We start from the raw sequence: 17613 nt of genomic DNA, 5'->3' as shown, positions 1-17613 counted from the left end.
GGAAATAGCAGGATTTGTCGATCACCGGTTGATCGTTATATGGCAACAGGTGTGGCAGCGGCGTCGCGTGATCCCAGTGGCGGCCCGTCTGTCACCGCGGGTGACCTGCGTAAACGGTGAAGCTGACCATCCGCTTTCCGGATGGGAGGTCACGAGGCCTGTGTTCGCGGACGTTGCCACAAGGTAGAGGTCTCGTATGGCAACGGGGCTCGGCCGGCCCGGTCGCGTCGGGTCTGTGACCTGCAACGGTGCTCAGGATCGGGGCCGGTAGACCGTCCGCTTGTGCGGCGGACGGTCGAGGATCTACCAGTCCTCATCGGTACAAATTCTCTCGTGTCGGGTTACCCGTGGCGGAAGCGGGTGCCGGAGCGGTCCAAGGGGACGGGGCCACCTGGCCCCTATGGGGATCGCCGACAGTCTGATGGCGGGCTGCGTTGGGGTGCCGAGCCGATCTGCACGGATTTTGTCCGAGCACGGCTTGCAGCTCGCCCCGTCAACCTACTGCGACGCGCTACGCCGGGCGCCTACGGCTCGGCAGCTGCGCGACACCGAGCTGGAATCCTTTGGTGAAGCGGGTGCATGAGGAGAACTACGGCGTCTACGGAGCGCGGAGGCGTGGCTGACGCTGAACCGGCAAGGCGTTTGCCCGTTGCACTGTGGAACGGCTGATGCGCAACCTCGCCTGCACGGTGCCCGCCGGGGCCGCCGCCGCCGGACTGACCACCCTGGCTGATCCGGCTGCTGCTCGCCCCGGTGACCTGGTCGGTCCCGGTTTGGCTCGCCCGCTCCGACCTTGCCTCCGGCAAGCACCCGACGCTGTCGGCATAGCATCCCGACGGCGCTTTCCTGAACTCTGCGGGTCGCGTTGTTCTGGTCAGGTGCAGCAGTCGCAGCCGAGTACGCATCCGCAGGCGTCGACGGTGCCACCCAGGTCGACGGGGGTGGGCAGGACCGGGCAGCAGGTGTCTCCCGCCCAGGCGTTACGGCCTTCTTTGACGGCGATGACGGCGATCACCAGGGCGGCGATCGGGTCGGCCCAGGCCCAGCCGAGGGTGGTGTTGGCGATCAGGCCGATCAGGAGCACGACGGACAGGTAGGTGCACAGCAGGGTCTGTTTGGAGTCCGCGATGGTGGAGGCGGAGCCGAGTTCCCGGCCGGCGCGGCGTTGGGCGGTGGACAGGAATGGCATGACGGCCAGGGACAGCGCGGCGAGGACGATCCCGGGCAGGGATCCGTCCGCCTGTCCGGTCCCGGCGAGTACCCGGACCGCGTCGACGGTGACATAGGCGGCGAGCGTGAAGAACGACACCGCGATGATCCGCAGGGTCGTCTTCTCCCGGGCCTGGCGCGAGGCGTGGTCGGCGGCGGAGAACTGCCAGGCGACCGCGGTGGCGGAGGAGACCTCGACGACCGAGTCCAGACCGAAACCGATCAGTGCGGTCGAGGACGCGATTGTGCCCAGGGCGAGGGCGGCGACGGCCTCGATGACGTTGTAGGTGATGGCCGCGGCGACGAGGAACCGGATCCTGCGGGTGAGAGCTGTCCGGCGGGCAGGGGAGGGGCTGAGGATCAGCTGGGACATCAGCAGCAGCCCTTGTCCTCGGTGTCGGGGCAGGCGCGGTCAGCTGCGACCGCGAGGACTGCGGTGCACAGGACGTCGAGGGCCTCACCCAGGCGGGGGTCGGCCAGTTCGTAGCGGGTGCGGCGCCCGACAGGGACGGCGACGACCAGGCCGCAGCCACGCAGGCAGGCCAGATGGTTCGACAGGCGGCTTCGGGAGATGCCCAGCTGGTCGGCCAGGTCGGCGGGGTGGGCCGGGGCGTCGCGCAGGGCGAGCAGGAGCCGGGCGCGGATCGGGTCGGCCAGGGCGCGACCGAACCGGGCAAGGATCTCGATGTCGGGGGCTACGGTCAGCACCACTTAACAGTACAGATAATCCTGAACTCAGAACCAGCTGAACTAGTGGACTGCGGGCTGGCCGCGTTCATCTCGTGGCAGTGCAGAGTCCGGTCCGATCACGCCCACCGACCTGGCGGGAGGATGCCAAAGTCGCTGAACCGGCCTCTATCGGCGTCACCCGCCGTAGCCGGTCACCGTCCGCTTATGGAGCCGCATCCACTGGTAGAACCATCGGCAACCTCGGTGAGAATCGGGCACCTGGAACCGCATCGACCAGCCGTCCACGGCGATCGAGGAACTGCCGGCGCGGATCGAGGAGGCCATGCGCCTTTTTCGCCGCCAGTGTGACCGGCCGGCGACCATCCCCGGCATCGGCCGGCACACGGCCGAAGTCATCACGCGGACCGCCGACCTGTGCGCCGCTGCCGGCGTACTCCACTGGCTCTTCCGGCGAGGCCGAAGGCGGTCGCGGCGCCGATGGCATCGGGCAGCTGCAGGTCGGGCGCGGCCCTGTCGACCACGGTAAGCCCGCCAGCACGGCGGGAACTGCGGCGATCCGGCTGGTTGACACCGTCGCATCACGACGGCTCGGTGGCGGGGATGCGTGCTCCCGGCACGGTGGAGGCGACCACCTCGCCACTAACTTGTAATGGTTTTCATTACCTGCTACGTTAATGAAAATGGATCCTAGTATGGATCGCGGGTCCGGTCGGCTGACGAGCGGGGAGATCGTGGTGGATGGTGCGAGGCTGGTCGTGGTAGGGCGGTGGCGGGTCCGGCGCGGTCTGGGGGCGGTGGCCGCCGGCGTGGTGATGCTCGTGGCCGCGTGTGGGACGTCCTCGTCGGGGGATTCCGGGAGCGCTGATGGTGGCAGCGGGAAGATCGCGGTGGTGGCGACGGAGAATTTCTGGGGCAGTATCGCCGCCCAGCTCGGGGGTGATCGGGTGGCGGTCACCAGCATCATCGACAATCCTGACGCCGATCCGCATGACTACGAGCCGACCTCGGCGGATGGCCGGGCGATCGCCGGTGCGCGGTTGGTCATCGACAACGGTGTCGGCTACGACCCGTGGGCGGGCCGGCTGGCGGCGGCGAACCCGGCGGAGGGGCGGACGATGCTGACCGTCGGTGAGCTGGTTGGTGCGAAGGACGGGGACAATCCGCACCGCTGGTACAACCCGGCGGACGTCACCAGTGTGATCGATGCGATCACCGCGGACTACAAGAAGATCGACCCGGCGGACGCGGCCTATTTCGACCGGCAGCGGGCGTCGTTCACCACGACGACGTTGAAGCCGTACACCGATCTCATCGCGTCGATCAAGAAGACGTATGGAGGGACACCGGTCGGGGCGTCGGAGAGCATCTTCGAGATGCTGTCCCCGGCTCTCGGGTTGGACCTGCTGACCCCACCGGCCTTCCTCCGTGCGATCACGGAGGGCACTGACCCGACCGTCGCGGACAAGACCACCATCGACGATCAGATCAGCACCGAGAAAATCAAGGTATACGTGTACAACAGTCAGAACGCCACCCCGGACGTGCAGCGGCAGGTCGAGGAGGCGAAGGCTGCCGGTATCCCGGTGATCACTATTACCGAGACGCTCACCCCGGCCGGTGCGTCCTTCCAGGATTGGCAGGTCGCCCAGCTGACAGGCCTGCGGACGGCGCTGGCGCAGGCAACCGGGAAGTGACGCGATGACGGTGCGCACACGATCCACCCAGGTGTCCGTCGATGCCATCGACACGGTCCTGCCCGCTGGTACCGACCCGCCGACCGCAGTGAACACGGCGGCGGTGTTGTTCCGGAACGCCGCGGTCCGCCTGGGCGGGCGGCTGGTGTGGAGCGGGGTGGATGTCGAGGTCGCCGCCGGGGAGTTCGTCGCGGTTCTCGGGCCCAACGGGGTCGGTAAGTCCACCCTGCTCAAGGCGGCTCTGGGCCTGCTGCCGCTGTCCGTGGGGCGGGCGGTGGTGCTGGATCGGCCGCCCGGGCGGGCCCGCGCCGAGATCGGGTATCTGCCGCAGCGACGCAGCTTCGACCCGTCGGTACGGATCCGCGGGATCGACATCGTCCGCCTCGGTGTCGACGGCCACCGGTGGGGTCTGCCCCTGCCCGGCGGGGAGCGCGGCCGGGCAGCCGGGCGGCGGGTGGCCGAACTCGTCGAGTTGGTCGGCGCCACCGGCTACGCTCACCAGCCGATCGGCCGGCTCTCTGGCGGGGAACAGCAGCGGCTTCTGATCGCCCAGGCGCTCGCCCGCCGGCCCCGGCTACTCCTCCTCGACGAACCGTTGGACAGTTTGGACCCGCACAACGCCGCCGCGGTCGCGGCGCTGATCCGTACGATCTGCCAGAGAGCGGGGGTGACCGTGCTGATGGTCGCCCATGACGTCAACCCGATCCTGTCCAGCCTCGACCGGGTCGTCTACCTCGCCGGCGGCGGCGCGGTGTCGGGCTCTCCCACCGAGGTCATCACCAGCGCGACGTTGAGCCGGCTCTACCAGACCCCCATCGAGGTGCTGACCGCCTCGGATGGGCGGATGGTCGTTGTCGGCCAACCCGAACCGCCCGCGGCGCACACCGACCGCCACGTCGGGACCGGCCACTCGTGATCGTCGCTGCCGCGGCCGACGCGGGCCTGTCGTGGAACCTGGTCCGCGATGTCCGGCAGATGTTCGCCTACCCGTTCATGGTGAACGCGTTCCGGGCCGGGACCGTCGTCGCGGTCACCGCCGGGGCGACCGGGTGGTTCATGGTCCTGCGCCGCCAGACGTTTGCCGGCCACACCCTGGCCGTGGCCGGTTTCCCGGGCGCTGCTGGCGCGGTCTGGCTCGGTCTGGGTGCGACCTACGGCTATTTCGCTTTCTGCCTGGCCGCGGCATTCCTCATCGCGGCCATTCCCACCGCCGGTGGAGCCGCCGCGGGCCGGGCCGCGGAGTCGGCCACCGTCGGTACCGTGCAGGCGTTCGCACTGGCCTGCGGATTCCTGTTCGTCAACCTGTACAAGGGATTCCTCGGCGGGGTCAACGCGCTGCTGTTCGGCAGTTTCTTGGGGATCACCGACGGCATGGTCCTGACCCTGACCGCCGTCGCCGTGGCGATCCTGGCCGTGCTGGCGCTTTTCGGGCGGCCGTTGCTGTTCGCCTCGCTCGATCCGGCTGTGGCGACCGCCGCCGGAGTGCCCGTGCGGGCCCTGTCGGTGGCCTTCCTGATCCTGCTCGGGAGTACTGCCGCGGAGGTCAGTCAGATCACCGGCACTCTCCTCGTGTTCACCCTGCTCGTCATTCCCGCGGCAACCGCACAGATTCTCACCACCCGCCCGGCGCTCAGCCTTGCCCTCACTGTGCTGTTCGGGCTGCTGGTCACCTGGGCCGGGCTGACCGTGGCCTACTACTCGCCGTACCCGATCGGCTTTTTCATCACCAGCTTCTCCTTCAGCCTGTACCTGCTCGCCCGCCTCGCCGTCCACGCGCATGACCTGCTCGACCGGACCGCCCGCACCCCCCATCCCGCGCGGGCGTCGGCATGACCGCGGAGACGGCGGACACCGGACTGACCGCGATGTTCGACCACCCGTTCATGCAGCACGCCTTCCTCGCCGGAACAGGGATCGCCATGGCGGCGGGACTCGTCGGCTATTTCCTCGTCCTGCGTGCGCAGGTCTTCACCGCCGACGCGCTGTCCCATGTGGCGTTCACGGGCGCGCTCGCCGCCCTGACCACCGGGATCGACGCCCGCATCGGCCTGTTCGCCGCCACCATCACCGTCGGGTTCGCCCTCGGTGTCCTCGGCCCCCGCGGCCACGCCGACGACGTCGTCATCGGCAGCGTGTTCGCCTGGGTCCTCGGCCTCGGCGTGCTCTTCCTCACCCTGTACACGACCCACCGCAGCACCGGCAATGGCACCGTCGGCGTCACCGTCCTGTTCGGCTCGATCTTCGGATTGGATGCCTCCCACGCCTGGGAAGCAGCCGTGCTCGCCGCCCTGCTCTGCCTCGCCGTCATCGTGATCGGACGTCCCCTGCTGTTTGCGAGCCTGGACGCCGCGGTCGCCGCCGGCCGCGGTGTCCCCGTCCGCCTCCTCGGCGTCGGATTCCTCGGCCTGGTCGGGGCGACCGCGGCCGAGGCCACCCAGGCCGTCGGCGCGCTCCTGCTCCTCGGCCTGCTCGCCGCGCCCGCCGGCGCCGCCCACCGGCTCGCCACCCGCCCCTACCGCGGCATGGGGATCTCCACCGCGGTCGCGGTCGCCGTGACCTGGGCCGGCCTGACGACCAGTTACCTTGCCCCGCGGATCCCCCCAAGCTTCGCCATCCTCGCCTTCGCCACCGCCAGTTACGCCGTCGCCCTGACCGTCACCACCCGCACCGCCACCGCCATCCACCCGCCGGTGCAATCACCGGCAACCTCGACGGCGCAGAGGTCTCCGACCTCCTCATGAGCCCCAATCTCGTGAGAGGAGAGAAGGTGCCCACCGACGACGTTCGTGCCCCTGACGAAGCCGACACCCGCGACGCACGGCGGGAACCGCAGCGGTGGCGCGTATCCCGCGGCCCTCGTCCCCCACGCGACACCCCGCAACGCCGCACAGTGCTGGCTGCGCTCACCGCTGCCGGCGGAGGGTTCCGCAGCGCCCAAGCCTTGCACGAGCAGATACGCGCCAGCGGGCACCGCATCGGCCTCACCACGACGTACCGCATTCTGTACGACCTGGTAGGCGATGCCACCGTCGACACGATCCGCGGCGAGGACGGCCAGCAGCTGTTCCACCTCGCCCGAACCACCGGGCACCACCACCACCTGGTTTGCCGCAGCTGCGGACACAGCATCGACGTTGCCTCCGACACCGTCGAGACCTGGACGGCAGACCTCGCTGCCGCACACGGATTCGCCGACCTCAGCCATGCGATCGACCTGTTCGGACTCTGCGCCGGATGTCAACCTGACCGGTGATCCTGGGGCGTCGGGTCAGTGTTCGTCCCAGTGCCCGTCGTGGTCGGCGTGGCGATGGTTGTCGTGGATGTAGTCGATGTGGTCGTGGTGGGGGACGGCGACGTGGCCGCAGCCATAGGTGTGCGGGTGTTCTGAGGTGGTGTGGTGGGCCGGGTGGCTGGTGGTGGTCACGGGCGTTCTCCTTGGCGGAGGGCGTTGAGCGGTGCAGGCGCGTGACATGGCCCGTCGGCGAGGCAAGTGATCATGCGAGGCGTACCGACGCGCGAGTGCCCCCAGTAGCGGGCTCGCCCCTCCGGTGCGCGGCGGAGGGTAAGTGTTCGATCACATGAACACGGTAGGGCCTCTTCCCGTCTCGCGCCATGTGAACGTGCCACTCCAATTGGTATTGACAACGGTTGTCAAGCCGGAGATTGTTGATGTTCCAAGTACCTGCGTCAGGAGGTCACTGATGTCCTTGACCGTGTCCCCGGATCTGCTCGCTCAGGCTGAAGCCGGTCATGTCGACCAGGAGGCGTTTCTCGCGTGTGTGCGGGACTCGCTTCCGTACGCCTACAGCCTGGTGGAGCGGCTCGCCGGTGAGCTGCCCACCGCCGAGCGGGACTTCGCCGACAACCTGGTTCCGCCGGCGGACAACGTGGCGCAGGGGCAGTTGCTGCGGGCGATGGCGAGCACTTCGATCCGGGGCGCTGGAACGGCGTTTCGGGGTGGCGTTGGCGTTCCAGAACTGCCATCGGCTGGCCGCGTTCCGCCCGCAGGCGGTCGGAGGCGAGCAGCACCGCCGGTTTATCTCCGCGGAGAGCCAGGTCCTCAACCAGCAGCCGGAGTTTGTCGACTGCTGACAGACCGTCAGGGTGCATGGCTGTGTCGCGTGACCGGCTCGGCCGGGCGTCGGTTCGATCGGGATGTCGCCGCAGCAGGGGGCGGTTTCTCTGCCGGCTCCGGTTCTCGGTGGGGCGCCCTATGGTCAAGCCGCATGTGGGCTGTGGTCATCCTTGTTCTCCTGGCTATCCGTTCAGGTCCGGTAGCCAGGAGGGGAAGGGGTCCGGTAGCTCGTGCCAGCTGTCCTCGCCGAGAGCGAGCTCGGCGTCGGTGAGCAGGCATGAACGGAAGATTCTGGTGAGGGCCGCCGGGTCGGCGTGCAGACCGATCAGGGCCAGTTCCTGGACGCGGTAGCCGTAGTAGGGGTCCCAGCCAGGACAAGCGGCCCTGTGGTCCGCGGGTGCGGTGTCGACGGCGGGCCAGTAGCCGTCGGGAGCGAGCGTGAGTCCCCGCCCGGCGTGGTCCCAGGCCATCCTTTGGTCGGGTCGGCTGGCGAGCCACAGCCAACCCCGGGAACGCACCACGCCGGCGACCAGGCCGTCCATGCAGTCATGCAGCCGCTGTGGGTGCAACGGCCGGCGGGCAGCGAGCACCGTGGCGGTGATCCCGACCTCGCTGGTCGGCAGGTCGTCCGCGGTGCGTGCGCCTAGCATCCGCAACCAGCCCGCGTGCCGGTGCGAGCCGATCTCGTCGTATCCCGCGCCGCCGTCCGGGCCGGCGGAGGCGAGGATATCGCTGGCCGGTGTGGCTCGGCCGACGACGGTCACAGGTCGGGCCGTCGGGTTCAGACGCCGTACCAGCGTGTCGAGCTGCAGCATGTCGCAGACATCGATCTCGTCGGTGGCGGCGAGGGCGACGACCTCAGCGCGTTCGACCTGGTCGACGAGGGCCGCTGGCACCGTCCGACCGAGACGGGGAACGGCGAGGCCTCGGCCGGCGAAGGAGTCACAGCCGTCCAGGTCCTCGAACGCGGTCGTCGCGTCGACCAACGCCACCGACGACACCACGCTGAGCGCGGGGCAGCCGGCCAGGCCCGGTATCAGGTCCAAGGGAACGTATCCCGGTGGTGCCACCACGACGGCTTCGACGTGTCCATCGGCCGTGAGTTCCGCAGCCGAGGCGGCGATGTCCCGGGAGACGACGTCGACGAGGCTCACGTCCTGGGCGGGTAGCGCGGACCTGCACGGCGATCCGTCACCCACGTCGAGCGATCGGACGACGACTCCTCCCACCGGGTGGGACGGGCACCGGTAGGAGAGCACGGGGACGGGGCGAACCCCACCGCCTGCGGGGGCCGCCACCACCCCGACGTCACCCCCGGCAGTGCACACCAACGTCACAGACAGTGGGATCGGCTGGCGCATAGTGGTCGTTCTCCGGAAGTGGGCTGGCTGGGCTCGGGAACTGGCCGGCCAGGCCGGTCAGCTGCTGCGTCTCGTACCGGTGCCGGGCGGACTGTCCGACGGACGGACCGCGCTCAGCCGGCCGCCCTGGGTTCCCGCCACGACAAGCGCCGCGTCGGCGGTCCAGGTGACCGAGCTGACGGGCGCGCCCAGATCGACCTCGAAATGCGGACGCCGGGAACTACCACTTCCCCGCCAACCGGCCAGACGGCCATCCCTGCCACCACTGGCGAGCAGCGGCGGGGCGGCCGTGCGCTGGCCAGCCCGGCCGGCTGCCGAGCCCGTTCGGACCGGTGGGACGGGGGCGGGGGCGTAGGCGAGTGCGACGACGAGTCCGGCGTGCGTGCGCAGTGAGGCCGGGCGCTGCCCGGCCGGGCCCTTGCCGCCGAGGTTCCACACGGTGACTTCCTCGCCGCCGCCGGCGGCGAGCCGTTGGGAATCCGGGGCGAAGGCGATAGCGGTGACCTTGGCGGGATAGCCGCTCATCTCGTAGTCCTCGCCGGACCACAGCCGCCACAGGTGGATCGAGGCGTCCTGATTACCGGAGGCGGCCCAGCGGGCGTTCGGTGCGACGGCGATGGTGAGCAGCGAACCCTTCCAGTCGAAGGTGCGTACCGGTTCAGTGCGGTTGGGTCCGGGTTCGTACCAGCGGATGCCGCCGTAGCAGGCGACGGCAAGTCGGTGGCCGGCCCAGGCGAGTGCGGTGACGGTGCTGGGCTGGCCGGGCCAGCGGGTGACGATGGTCCCGTCGGGCCGCAGCAGCAGGACCTCGCGGCCTCGGCCGGCGGCGAGGTACTGCCCGTCGGGGGACCAGGCCAGTGCGTGTACCCAACCCTGGCCCATGACGGCGTCGCGCCGGCCGATCGTGATGTCGCCGATGACGACGGTCCCGTCGGCTCCGCCGACGGCGAGGCGGCGGCCGTCCGGCGACCACGCCGCGGCGAGTGCCCCGAGTTCGTGGTGTGGCATCTCGGTGACGATGATCCCTTCGTCCGTGTCGATGACGACGGTGCGGCCGGACAGGGAGGCGGCGGCGACCAACGACCCGCGCGGTGCGGCGGTGACGGTGCTCACCGCGTCGTCGAGGTCGATCGACCAGACGGGTGTGGTCGGTGTTCGACCGGCGGTGAGGAGGTTGGCGGTGCGGCTCACCGTGCGCTCGCGAGACAGCGGCGTAGTCCGGTTTCGAGGGCGGCGCGGTCGAGGTGGCGTCCGATGAAGACCAACCGGCTGACCCGGGCCGCGTTGCCCCAGGGCTGGCCGTCGGTGCCTTCGAAGAGCATGTGGACGCCCTGGAAGACGTACCGGTTCTGCTGGTCGGCGACGGCGAGTACCCCCTTGGACCGGAAGATGTCGGCGCCCTTGGTCGACAGCAGCTCGCCGAGCCAGTCGTTGAGCTTTGGTATGGACAGGTCTCCGGCCAGTTCGATGCCGACGCTGGACACGGTCAGGTCGTGTTGATGCTCACCGTCGGTGAGGAACGCGGGGTCGACGTCGAGTGCGCGCCCGAGGTCGAACGCGCCAACGTCGAGGACCTTGTCGAGGTCGACTTTGGCGTACTGGGCGGGCAGGATCTCCGCAACTTTGTTGATCGCCCGGATCCGGCCGATCACCTCGTCCAGTTGCGCCTCGTCGACAAGGTCGGTCTTGTTCAGCACGATCCGGTCGGCGAACGCGATCTGCTCGACCGCCTCGTTCTCCACGCCCTCGGGCTTGGTGTCGTCGAGGTGGCGGGCCAGGTGCCGGGCGTCCACGAGCGTGAGAATGGCGTCCAGCCGGAGCTGGCCGGCGATCTCGTCGTCGACGAAGAAGGTCTGCGCGACCGGGGCCGGGTCGGCCAACCCGGTGGTCTCGATGAGGATGTGGTCGAACCTGTCCCGGCGGCGCATCAGCGTGCCGAGGATGCGGATCAGGTCCCCGCGCACGGTGCAGCAGATGCAGCCGTTGTTCATCTCGAAGATCTCTTCTTCGGCGTCGACGACCAGAGCGTCGTCTATACCGATCTCACCGAACTCGTTTTCGATCACGGCGATGCGCTTGCCGTGTTCTTCGGTGAGGATCCGGTTGAGCAGCGTGGTCTTGCCGCTGCCGAGGAAGCCGGTGAGCACAGTCACCGGGACCTTGGCGGCCTGACTGGCCGGCGGCGAGGTGGCGTCAGTGGGCATGCGTTTCTCCGGAGAGGTGGAAGGCACGGCGCACGTCGGACTCGGTGAGGCACGCCGCGGGACCGGGCAGGGTGACCGAGCGTCGGCCGGCTGCCGGCAGTGCGGCCAGGACAGTCTCGACGGGTGGACAGCCCGGCTCCGCGCACGCCAGCTGGGCGACGAGCATGGTCACCTCCTCGTCGAGGTCCAGCGCGGCGCGGATCCAGCCGCGCAGCTTCTCGGCGATGGCCGGATCGACTGCGGGCGGCCGTGTTCCACCGGGACTGAGCAGGCTCATCCGGCGGCCACGGTGGCCACGGTGGGCTCGGTGGGAACGGTGGGAACGGGACGGGGCATGGTGCCACCCTGATGAAAACGAAAACTATTGTCAATATTGGGGCGGAGGGTGATCGTCGGGGCGCGCGGTTCCCGCGGCACGCCGGCGAGGTGCCCAGAGCTGTGGTCGACTACGTCGAGCAGCAGGTCGGGGTCGAGCCGGATCCGTTCGGGAAGTACGTGTTTTCCGGCCGAGCCATCGAACGTCACTGTGCGGAGATCCGCTGGGAGTTGGGGTTCCGGAAGTGCGCTCTCGCCGATGAGGACGCGTGGGCGCCTGGATGGCCTTCGAGGTGTGTCCGGTCGAGTTGACCGACGACTGGCAGCGTCGGGCGTTGCTGGCCCGGTGTCGGGCGCAGCGGGTCGAGCCGCCGGGGCCGTCGTGAGTTGAGCGGGTGCTGGGCGCGGCGCGGGCGGCGTTCGAGCAGCAGTTCACCGGCGCTGGTGGTCAGTCGGCTGCCGGCCGCCGCAGTGAAGCGGTTGGAAGAGCTGGTGGCCGTTCCCGACGACGCTGGCGACGTGGCGTGTTGGACCCGCTCAACCTGTTCGAGGACGCCAACACGTCACCGGGCGCCGCGCCAAGGTGACCGTGAAGGGTGGCTACACCGGCTGGGTGGTCTGGGGCCGCGGCACCGCTTTTACCGTGACTGTAAGGGGCGAAGGCCGCCATGGGGTGGCCTCGCATCCTGATCTCCGTTCCGCGGCACTGCGAGCCAGCCCGTCGTGGACTGGGGCGAGTGGCTTGGCGGGCGTCCGCTGAGCCTGTCGGGTCCGGTTAGCGCGGCGTGACGGCCTGATGTGGGTTGCGGGCATGGGGAAAGGTGAAGGTTGGGTCGATCTGGATCGACAGGTCCGTGCCGGTGGCGGCGTCGGCCCAGGATCGGGCGTTACGGAGGTGGAGGTCGTGCATCTGTCGGAGGAAGGCATCGGGGTCGTGTTCGGTGGCGTCGACGGCGTCGCGGATGGTGTCGAGTGCGATGCGGATGACCGGTTCGAGGTCGTCGAGGTGGAAGGGTCTGCCCTGCTCCATCGCACGCACTGGTGCCGACGGTCCGACACAGACGAGGAGGTCGTCGCCGACCTCACGGCGCAGGAACTCCTCGTCGACGTCATCGGTGACCTTGTTACCGATCACGGACAGGGTGATGTCGAACTCGCGGGCGTAGTCGCGGTACTGGCGGTGGACGGCGACGGCTTTGCGGGTTGGTTCGCAGACGAGGAAGGTGTGGTCGAAGCGGGCGAACAGGCCGGAGGCGAAGGCGTCGGCGCCGGCGGTCATGTCGACGACGGCGTATTCGCCGGGTCCGTCGATCAGGTGGTTGAGCAGGAGTTCGACCGCGCCGAGTTTGGAGTGGTAGCAGGCCACACCGAGGTCTTCGTCGGTGAACGCTCCGGTCGCGACCAATCGCACGCCATCGACATCGGTGGCGAAGCGTCGCCACAGCGGGTTGTCGTCGGCGAGGGGGAGCAGCCGTGATCCGGTGCCGGGCGGGGTGGTCTTGACCATCATGTCGGCGGACGGGACGCGGGGGTTGTCGCCGCGGAGGTAGTCCTTGATCTCGTGGAGGTGCTCGCCCATCGCCACGGGCGCGGCCGCGTCGTCGAGGCCGAGCGCGGCGCCGAGGTGCTGGTTGATGTCCGCGTCGAGAGCGAGGACGGGTGCGCCGGCTGCGGCGAGGTGGCGGCAGAACAGCGAGGACAGGGTGGTCTTGCCACTGCCGCCCTTGCCGACAAAAGCGATCTTCATGATAGGTGGCTCCGAGGTCGTGGCGGCGTTGCCGCGATCCAACTGCCTGATGGCTGTCCGTAATAGTAATCGTTTTCGTTAGCAGCGCTGGCGGGGCCCTGCCCCTCCGGGCGTGGGGGTGTCGTCTGTCTCTGCCCTCCAACGCGTGGCGGGCTCTGCCTCGGGTGGTGTGTGCGTCACCTGCTGGGCGGCGGCCCAGGGGATCTCCGGCGCGGCAAAGCTGTGGTCTTCCCGGGCATGGCGCGTTCGCGTGGTTCGGCCAGGCCGTCCACGGCGACGAACAGCCGTCCGACCTCGACTACCGCGACCCGCGTCGAACGGTCCAATGGGCGGTGTTCGGCACCTGGTCGCCGTTTCGAACGGGCTTGATGATCAGAGGCTTGTCTTCGCCGCGATCGGCCGGGCGGGGATGTGGGTGTGGGGTGCCGCCTCGCCGGCCGTGTGGTCGGGCAGGTTCCGGTCGGCGTGGTCGGCGTGGAACAGTGCCTCGGCGAGCAGGGCCTGCACGTGGACGTCCGCGGCGGAGTAGTAGACGAAGGTACCTTCGCGGCGTCCACGGACCAGCCCGGCGAGGCGCAGTTTGGCCAGGTGCTGGCTGACCGTCGTGGGTGCGGCGCCGACGAGGTCAGCGAGGCAGGCAACCGAGGACTCACCTTGTAGCAGCGCCCAGAGGATCTTGATGCGGGTGGGGTCCGCGAGTAGCCGGAAGCCTTCGGCGGCCAGATGGACCTGTTCCTCGTTCGGCATCCGGAAGTCCGGCAGATCGCTGTGCACGTACCAAGGTTAACCGATACACCCTGCTACTCGGCTGTCCAGTAGCCTTCCTGCCTAGCTATATACGTGGTCACGCAGGTAGCGTGATTCGGGTGACGCTGACGACGAGTCCCGCTTCCGCCGCCCTTCATCCGGCCGAAGCGCACGCCGTGGTGGCGGGGCGGGAGCTGGCCGCCCGTCTCTGGGTCCTCACCGAGGTGCGCTGGGCGACGTTGGCGAGTGTGATGTTCGCGGTCGGCGGCGTCATGCAGGTGACCGGCGCCCCGGCGCCGGTCTGGTGGGTGCTGTACCTCGCCTGCTACGCCGCCGGTGGATGGATACCAGCTGCGGCCGGGGTGCGGGCATTGCGGGAACGCGCGCTGGACGTGGACCTGCTGATGATCGTCGCCGCGTGGGGTGCAGCCAGTATCGGGCAGGTCTTCGACGGCGCCCTGCTGATCGTCATCTTCGCCACCTCTGGGGCACTGGAGGCGGTCGCGACCGCGCGCACCGCCGACTCCGTGCGCGCCCTGCTCGACCTGGCACCTGAGCGGGCCAACCGGATACGTCCCGACGGAACGGAGGAGACGGTAAGCACCGTGGACCTTCGGGTCGGGGACGTCATCCGGATCCGCCCCGGGGAACGCATCGGTGCCGACGCCATGGTGGTCGGCGGCGCCAGCGAGGCCGACCAGGCCACGATCACCGGCGAACCCCTGCCGGTCGCGAAGGTGACCGGAGATGAGGTGTTCGCGGGCACGCTGAACGGCACCGGCACGCTGACCGTCCGGGTCCATCGCCCCGCCGGCCAGTCGGTGATCGCCCGCATCGTCGCTTTGGTCGAAGAGGCTTCCGCAACCAAAGCGAGAACGCAGCTGTTCATCGAGAAGGTCGAGCAGCGCTACTCGATCGGCGTCGTGGCAGCGACCCTCGCCCTGTTCGCCATCCCCCTGTTGTCCGGCGCGGCGTTGCGACCCACCCTGCTCCGCGCCATGACCTTCATGATCGTCGCATCGCCGTGCGCGGTGGTGCTCGCGACGATGCCACCGTTGCTGTCCGCGATCGCTCTCGCCGGGCGCCACGGCGTACTGGTCAAGTCGGCCGTGGTCATGGAACGGCTGGCCGACACCACCCTGGTGGCGTTCGACAAGACCGGCACCCTCACCGAAGGCACCCCCCGTCTCCTCGACGTTCACGTCGCCTATGACGGCTCCGGAGACGGCCAGCCCTCCAGAGCACCCGCGATCGACGCGGACCGGGTACTCCAACTGGCCGCTGGCGCCGAACATCCCAGCGAGCATCCAGTCGCCGCGGCCGTGCTCGCCGCCGCCCGCGACCGCAACCTCGCCATCCCCGCCGCGCACGACTTCACCTCAACCCCCGGACGCGGCGTGACCGCCACCGTCGACGGCCATCGCGTGCAGGTCGCAAGTCCGCGCCTGCTGGACGGGCCGCAGGACGGTCCTGTCGCCGCGCAGTTGACCCCTGGGCCGCGAGCCGCGATAGACGCCGTGCAGGCCAGCGGGCACACTGCCGTGGTCGTCACCATCGACGACCATCACACCGCGGTCCTCACCCTCACCGACCGGACCCGCCCGCATGCCGCCGCCACCGTGGCCGCCCTGACCCGACTCACCGGAACATCCCCGGTCCTGCTCACCGGCGACAACCCCGGCGCCGCCAGCCGACTCGCCGCCGAGCTGGGCATCCATGAGGCGCACGGCGGGCTGCTGCCAGCCGACAAGGTCACCCGGATTCATGCCTTGCAGGATCAGCGGCGGCGAGTGCTGCTGGTCGGCGACGGCGTCAACGATGCCCCCGCGCTCGCCGCCGCCGACTTCGGCGTCGCGATGGGCCGCCACGGCTCCGACCTCGCCCTGCAAACCGCCGATGCGGTCCTCGTCCGCGACGACCTGATCGCCCTGCCCGCGGTCATCGAGCTGTCCCGCCACGCCCGCCGTGTCGTCACCGCCAACCTGGCCATCGCGGCGACCTTCATCACCGCACTGGTCGCCTGGGACCTGCTCGGCCACCTACCCCTGCCCCTCGGCGTCGCCGGCCACGAAGGCTCCACCCTCATCGTCGGCCTCAACGGACTACGGCTCCTGCACCCCCGGACCTGGCGCACCACCCAGACCCACCCTGTTCCGGAGCCGCTGGGCAGAACGTGACCATCGTGCTGTCGCGGAAACCTCGGCGCTCGGGACTGTTCGGTCCATCGGGCGCCGGTGCTGCAGGGTCGTGACGCAGAGCTCGACCTGCCTCGCTCATGGCCCTCACCGCGTGGACCACGACCTGACCGTCCCGAAGTGACGATGTGAAGGGTCTTGCGGTCAGCGCAGAGAACCTCTAGCGTCCCCTTATCGGAAATGGTTTCCGATACCAATAAGAGGAGGATGTGTGAGCGAGGTCCTGGTCGAGCAGGTGAGCGCGGTGGCGCCGGTGGCGGCACCGCAGGGTCCGGGCACGAACGCGCTGGTCCACAACCCGTTCGTCGTCGAGCCGGTGTCGGTGGTGGCGCCGGTGGCGGCGCCGCAGGGTCCGGGCACGAACGCCCTGGTCCACAACCCGTTCGTCATCGGGCGCTGACTGTGCGGCCGGGTCCCGGCGTGTTCCTGCCGGGACCCGGTCCCCGGCGCGTGCCTTCTCAGTCAGTGAAGGGTTCTCGATGAAGCTGGCCGATGGCCATCACCTCTATCCGCTCCCGGACGGGAGCTGGCGTGTGGTCGGACCGGGCGAGGTGTTCCTGCGGGTGCTGGGACCGTCGGAGGTGGTCGCCCAGCTGCGGGATCGGCTACGGGTGAGCGGGCCCGTGGGATCGGGGCCTGCGCCTGCCGCGGAGGGGGACGCGAGCTCGGAGTCCGGGCTCGCGCAGCTGGTTCAGGCGCTGGCCGATCGGGGCGTCCTGATCGACGGAGGCGACGGAGCATCGACGCCGGCCCGGACCACCCCACCGCTGCTGCACGTTTCCGGGGACGGTCCGGTCGCCCAGCTTGTCGGGGACCTTGCGGCTGACTGGGTGCGCGTGCGGCGCGGTCCGGTCGACGAGGAGGCCGTGATGGGCGCGGATGTGCTGGTGGACTGCGCACACTGGTTGCCTGACACGCACTGGCGTCAGGTGGAGCGGTGGTGCCGGGCGCACTCCACGGCGTGGACGCGCTGTCACGCGGAGGGCCTGTCGTTGTTCGCCGGTCCACTGACCGTCCCCGGGCGTACGGCGGGCTATGAGGATGTGCGGGGTCGTCGGCTCGCGGCTGCCGATGCGCCCGAGGAACTGCTGGCCCACTGGGCCTGGCTCGACCGGTCCGGCGAGGAGCACCCCGAGGTCCCCTGGCCCGGACGGGGCGTGCTGGCCATGGTGGCGGGTCTGTTGCTGGCCGAGATCGAAGCCTGGTGGACATCCGACCGACTACCGGAGGTCGACGTCCAGGTGGAGGTCGCCGCACCGGGATCGGTGGCGCGCCACCCGGTGCTGCCCCTGCCGCTGGTCGCCGACCCGGCCCGACCGGATGGCGGGTCCGCCCTCAGCGTTCCGGCCGCCGCGGTGCACGCATGAAGGCCACGG

Annotated in this window: 19 protein-coding genes and 1 pseudogene; 10 read left to right on the top strand and 10 right to left on the bottom strand. The window is 69.7% G+C overall.

The window, feature by feature from the left end; translation table 11 throughout:
• Nucleotides 1-874 precede the first annotated feature (874 nt).
• On the bottom strand, nucleotides 875-1582 hold the full coding sequence (locus tag AC5LSR_RS10555) for a cation efflux transmembrane domain-containing protein (protein WP_250283703.1): 708 nt from the start codon (nucleotides 1580-1582) through the stop codon (nucleotides 875-877).
• On the bottom strand, nucleotides 1582-1920 hold the full coding sequence (locus AC5LSR_RS10550; protein ID WP_493468396.1) for an ArsR/SmtB family transcription factor: 339 nt from the start codon (nucleotides 1918-1920) through the stop codon (nucleotides 1582-1584). The genes AC5LSR_RS10555 and AC5LSR_RS10550 overlap by 1 nt, the downstream gene beginning before the upstream one ends.
• Nucleotides 1921-2591: 671 nt before the next feature.
• Here AC5LSR_RS10550 and AC5LSR_RS10545 point away from each other — a divergent pair.
• From AC5LSR_RS10545 to AC5LSR_RS10525, 5 genes are read left to right on the top strand one after another with little or no spacing between them, the layout of a single operon-like run.
• On the top strand, nucleotides 2592-3593 hold the full coding sequence (locus tag AC5LSR_RS10545) for a metal ABC transporter solute-binding protein, Zn/Mn family (protein ID WP_250283701.1): 1002 nt from the start codon (nucleotides 2592-2594) through the stop codon (nucleotides 3591-3593).
• 4 nt (nucleotides 3594-3597) lie between these two features.
• Nucleotides 3598-4509, top strand: a complete 912-nt coding sequence (locus tag AC5LSR_RS10540; RefSeq protein ID WP_250283699.1) for a metal ABC transporter ATP-binding protein — start codon at nucleotides 3598-3600, stop codon at nucleotides 4507-4509.
• Nucleotides 4506-5426 (top strand): metal ABC transporter permease, encoded by a 921-nt coding sequence (locus AC5LSR_RS10535; RefSeq protein ID WP_250289672.1) that lies wholly within the window; start codon nucleotides 4506-4508, stop codon nucleotides 5424-5426. Before AC5LSR_RS10540 ends, AC5LSR_RS10535 begins: the two co-directional genes overlap by 4 nt.
• A complete protein-coding gene (locus AC5LSR_RS10530) occupies nucleotides 5423-6334 on the top strand; it encodes a metal ABC transporter permease (protein ID WP_250283696.1) in 912 nt (303 codons plus the stop codon). Before AC5LSR_RS10535 ends, AC5LSR_RS10530 begins: the two co-directional genes overlap by 4 nt.
• Before the next feature lie 26 nt (nucleotides 6335-6360).
• The gene (locus AC5LSR_RS10525; protein ID WP_250283694.1) at nucleotides 6361-6846 is read left to right on the top strand and encodes a Fur family transcriptional regulator; all 486 of its coding nucleotides are present in this window, start codon (nucleotides 6361-6363) and stop codon (nucleotides 6844-6846) included.
• A gap of 15 nt (nucleotides 6847-6861) precedes the next feature.
• On the opposite strand, the gene AC5LSR_RS10520 is transcribed toward AC5LSR_RS10525, so the two are convergent.
• Complete coding sequence (locus AC5LSR_RS10520; RefSeq protein WP_250283692.1) at nucleotides 6862-7017, bottom strand: zinc transporter permease; 156 nt, start codon at nucleotides 7015-7017, stop codon at nucleotides 6862-6864.
• 277 nt (nucleotides 7018-7294) lie between these two features.
• Between AC5LSR_RS10520 and AC5LSR_RS10515 the strand changes: the two are divergent.
• A pseudogene (locus AC5LSR_RS10515) lies at nucleotides 7295-7685 on the top strand (SCO5389 family protein).
• Nucleotides 7686-7850: 165 nt separating this feature from the next.
• On the opposite strand, the gene AC5LSR_RS10510 reads toward AC5LSR_RS10515, so the two are convergent.
• Genes AC5LSR_RS10510 through AC5LSR_RS10490 form a run of 5 tightly spaced genes read right to left on the bottom strand, consistent with a single transcriptional unit; the run spans nucleotide 7851 to nucleotide 11758 of the window.
• Entirely contained in the window at nucleotides 7851-9029 is a 1179-nt protein-coding gene (locus AC5LSR_RS10510) for a CobW family GTP-binding protein (protein WP_493468395.1), read from the bottom strand.
• A gap of 57 nt (nucleotides 9030-9086) precedes the next feature.
• Nucleotides 9087-10220 (bottom strand): WD40 repeat domain-containing protein, encoded by a 1134-nt coding sequence (locus tag AC5LSR_RS10505; protein WP_250280962.1) that lies wholly within the window; start codon nucleotides 10218-10220, stop codon nucleotides 9087-9089.
• A complete protein-coding gene (locus AC5LSR_RS10500; RefSeq protein ID WP_250289668.1) occupies nucleotides 10217-11233 on the bottom strand; it encodes a CobW family GTP-binding protein in 1017 nt (338 codons plus the stop codon). The genes AC5LSR_RS10505 and AC5LSR_RS10500 overlap by 4 nt, the downstream gene beginning before the upstream one ends.
• On the bottom strand, nucleotides 11223-11510 hold the full coding sequence (locus AC5LSR_RS10495) for a hypothetical protein (protein WP_250280968.1): 288 nt from the start codon (nucleotides 11508-11510) through the stop codon (nucleotides 11223-11225). Before AC5LSR_RS10495 ends, AC5LSR_RS10500 begins: the two co-directional genes overlap by 11 nt.
• On the bottom strand, nucleotides 11507-11758 hold the full coding sequence (locus AC5LSR_RS10490; RefSeq protein WP_250280970.1) for a hypothetical protein: 252 nt from the start codon (nucleotides 11756-11758) through the stop codon (nucleotides 11507-11509). The genes AC5LSR_RS10495 and AC5LSR_RS10490 overlap by 4 nt, the downstream gene beginning before the upstream one ends.
• Here AC5LSR_RS10490 and AC5LSR_RS10485 point away from each other — a divergent pair.
• The gene (locus AC5LSR_RS10485; RefSeq protein WP_445548607.1) at nucleotides 11672-11860 is read left to right on the top strand and encodes a DUF4158 domain-containing protein; all 189 of its coding nucleotides are present in this window, start codon (nucleotides 11672-11674) and stop codon (nucleotides 11858-11860) included. The genes AC5LSR_RS10490 and AC5LSR_RS10485 overlap by 87 nt on opposite strands.
• Nucleotides 11861-12323: 463 nt before the next feature.
• On the opposite strand, the gene AC5LSR_RS10480 is transcribed toward AC5LSR_RS10485, so the two are convergent.
• On the bottom strand, nucleotides 12324-13295 hold the full coding sequence (locus AC5LSR_RS10480) for an ATP-binding protein (RefSeq protein WP_250280972.1): 972 nt from the start codon (nucleotides 13293-13295) through the stop codon (nucleotides 12324-12326).
• Between the two features lie 372 nt (nucleotides 13296-13667).
• Nucleotides 13668-14042: an ArsR/SmtB family transcription factor gene (locus AC5LSR_RS10475; RefSeq protein ID WP_493464960.1), complete on the bottom strand. Its 375-nt coding sequence runs from the start codon at nucleotides 14040-14042 to the stop codon at nucleotides 13668-13670.
• 110 nt (nucleotides 14043-14152) lie between these two features.
• Between AC5LSR_RS10475 and AC5LSR_RS10470 the strand changes: the two genes are divergently transcribed.
• The 3 genes from AC5LSR_RS10470 (at nucleotide 14153) to AC5LSR_RS10460 (ending at nucleotide 17604) form a co-directional block, all read left to right on the top strand.
• Nucleotides 14153-16219, top strand: a complete 2067-nt coding sequence (locus AC5LSR_RS10470) for a heavy metal translocating P-type ATPase (RefSeq protein ID WP_493468394.1) — start codon at nucleotides 14153-14155, stop codon at nucleotides 16217-16219.
• Nucleotides 16220-16448: 229 nt separating this feature from the next.
• Entirely contained in the window at nucleotides 16449-16637 is a 189-nt protein-coding gene (locus tag AC5LSR_RS10465; protein WP_250280976.1) for a streptamidine-related RiPP repeat protein, read from the top strand.
• 79 nt (nucleotides 16638-16716) lie between these two features.
• On the top strand, nucleotides 16717-17604 hold the full coding sequence (locus tag AC5LSR_RS10460) for a hypothetical protein (RefSeq protein WP_493468393.1): 888 nt from the start codon (nucleotides 16717-16719) through the stop codon (nucleotides 17602-17604).
• Nucleotides 17605-17613: the final 9 nt, after the last annotated feature.

The organism is Protofrankia sp. CiP1_Cm_nod4, assembly GCF_982290645.1.
Note: the sequence above shows the minus strand (reverse complement) of the source record. Positions and strands in the feature narration are given on the sequence as shown.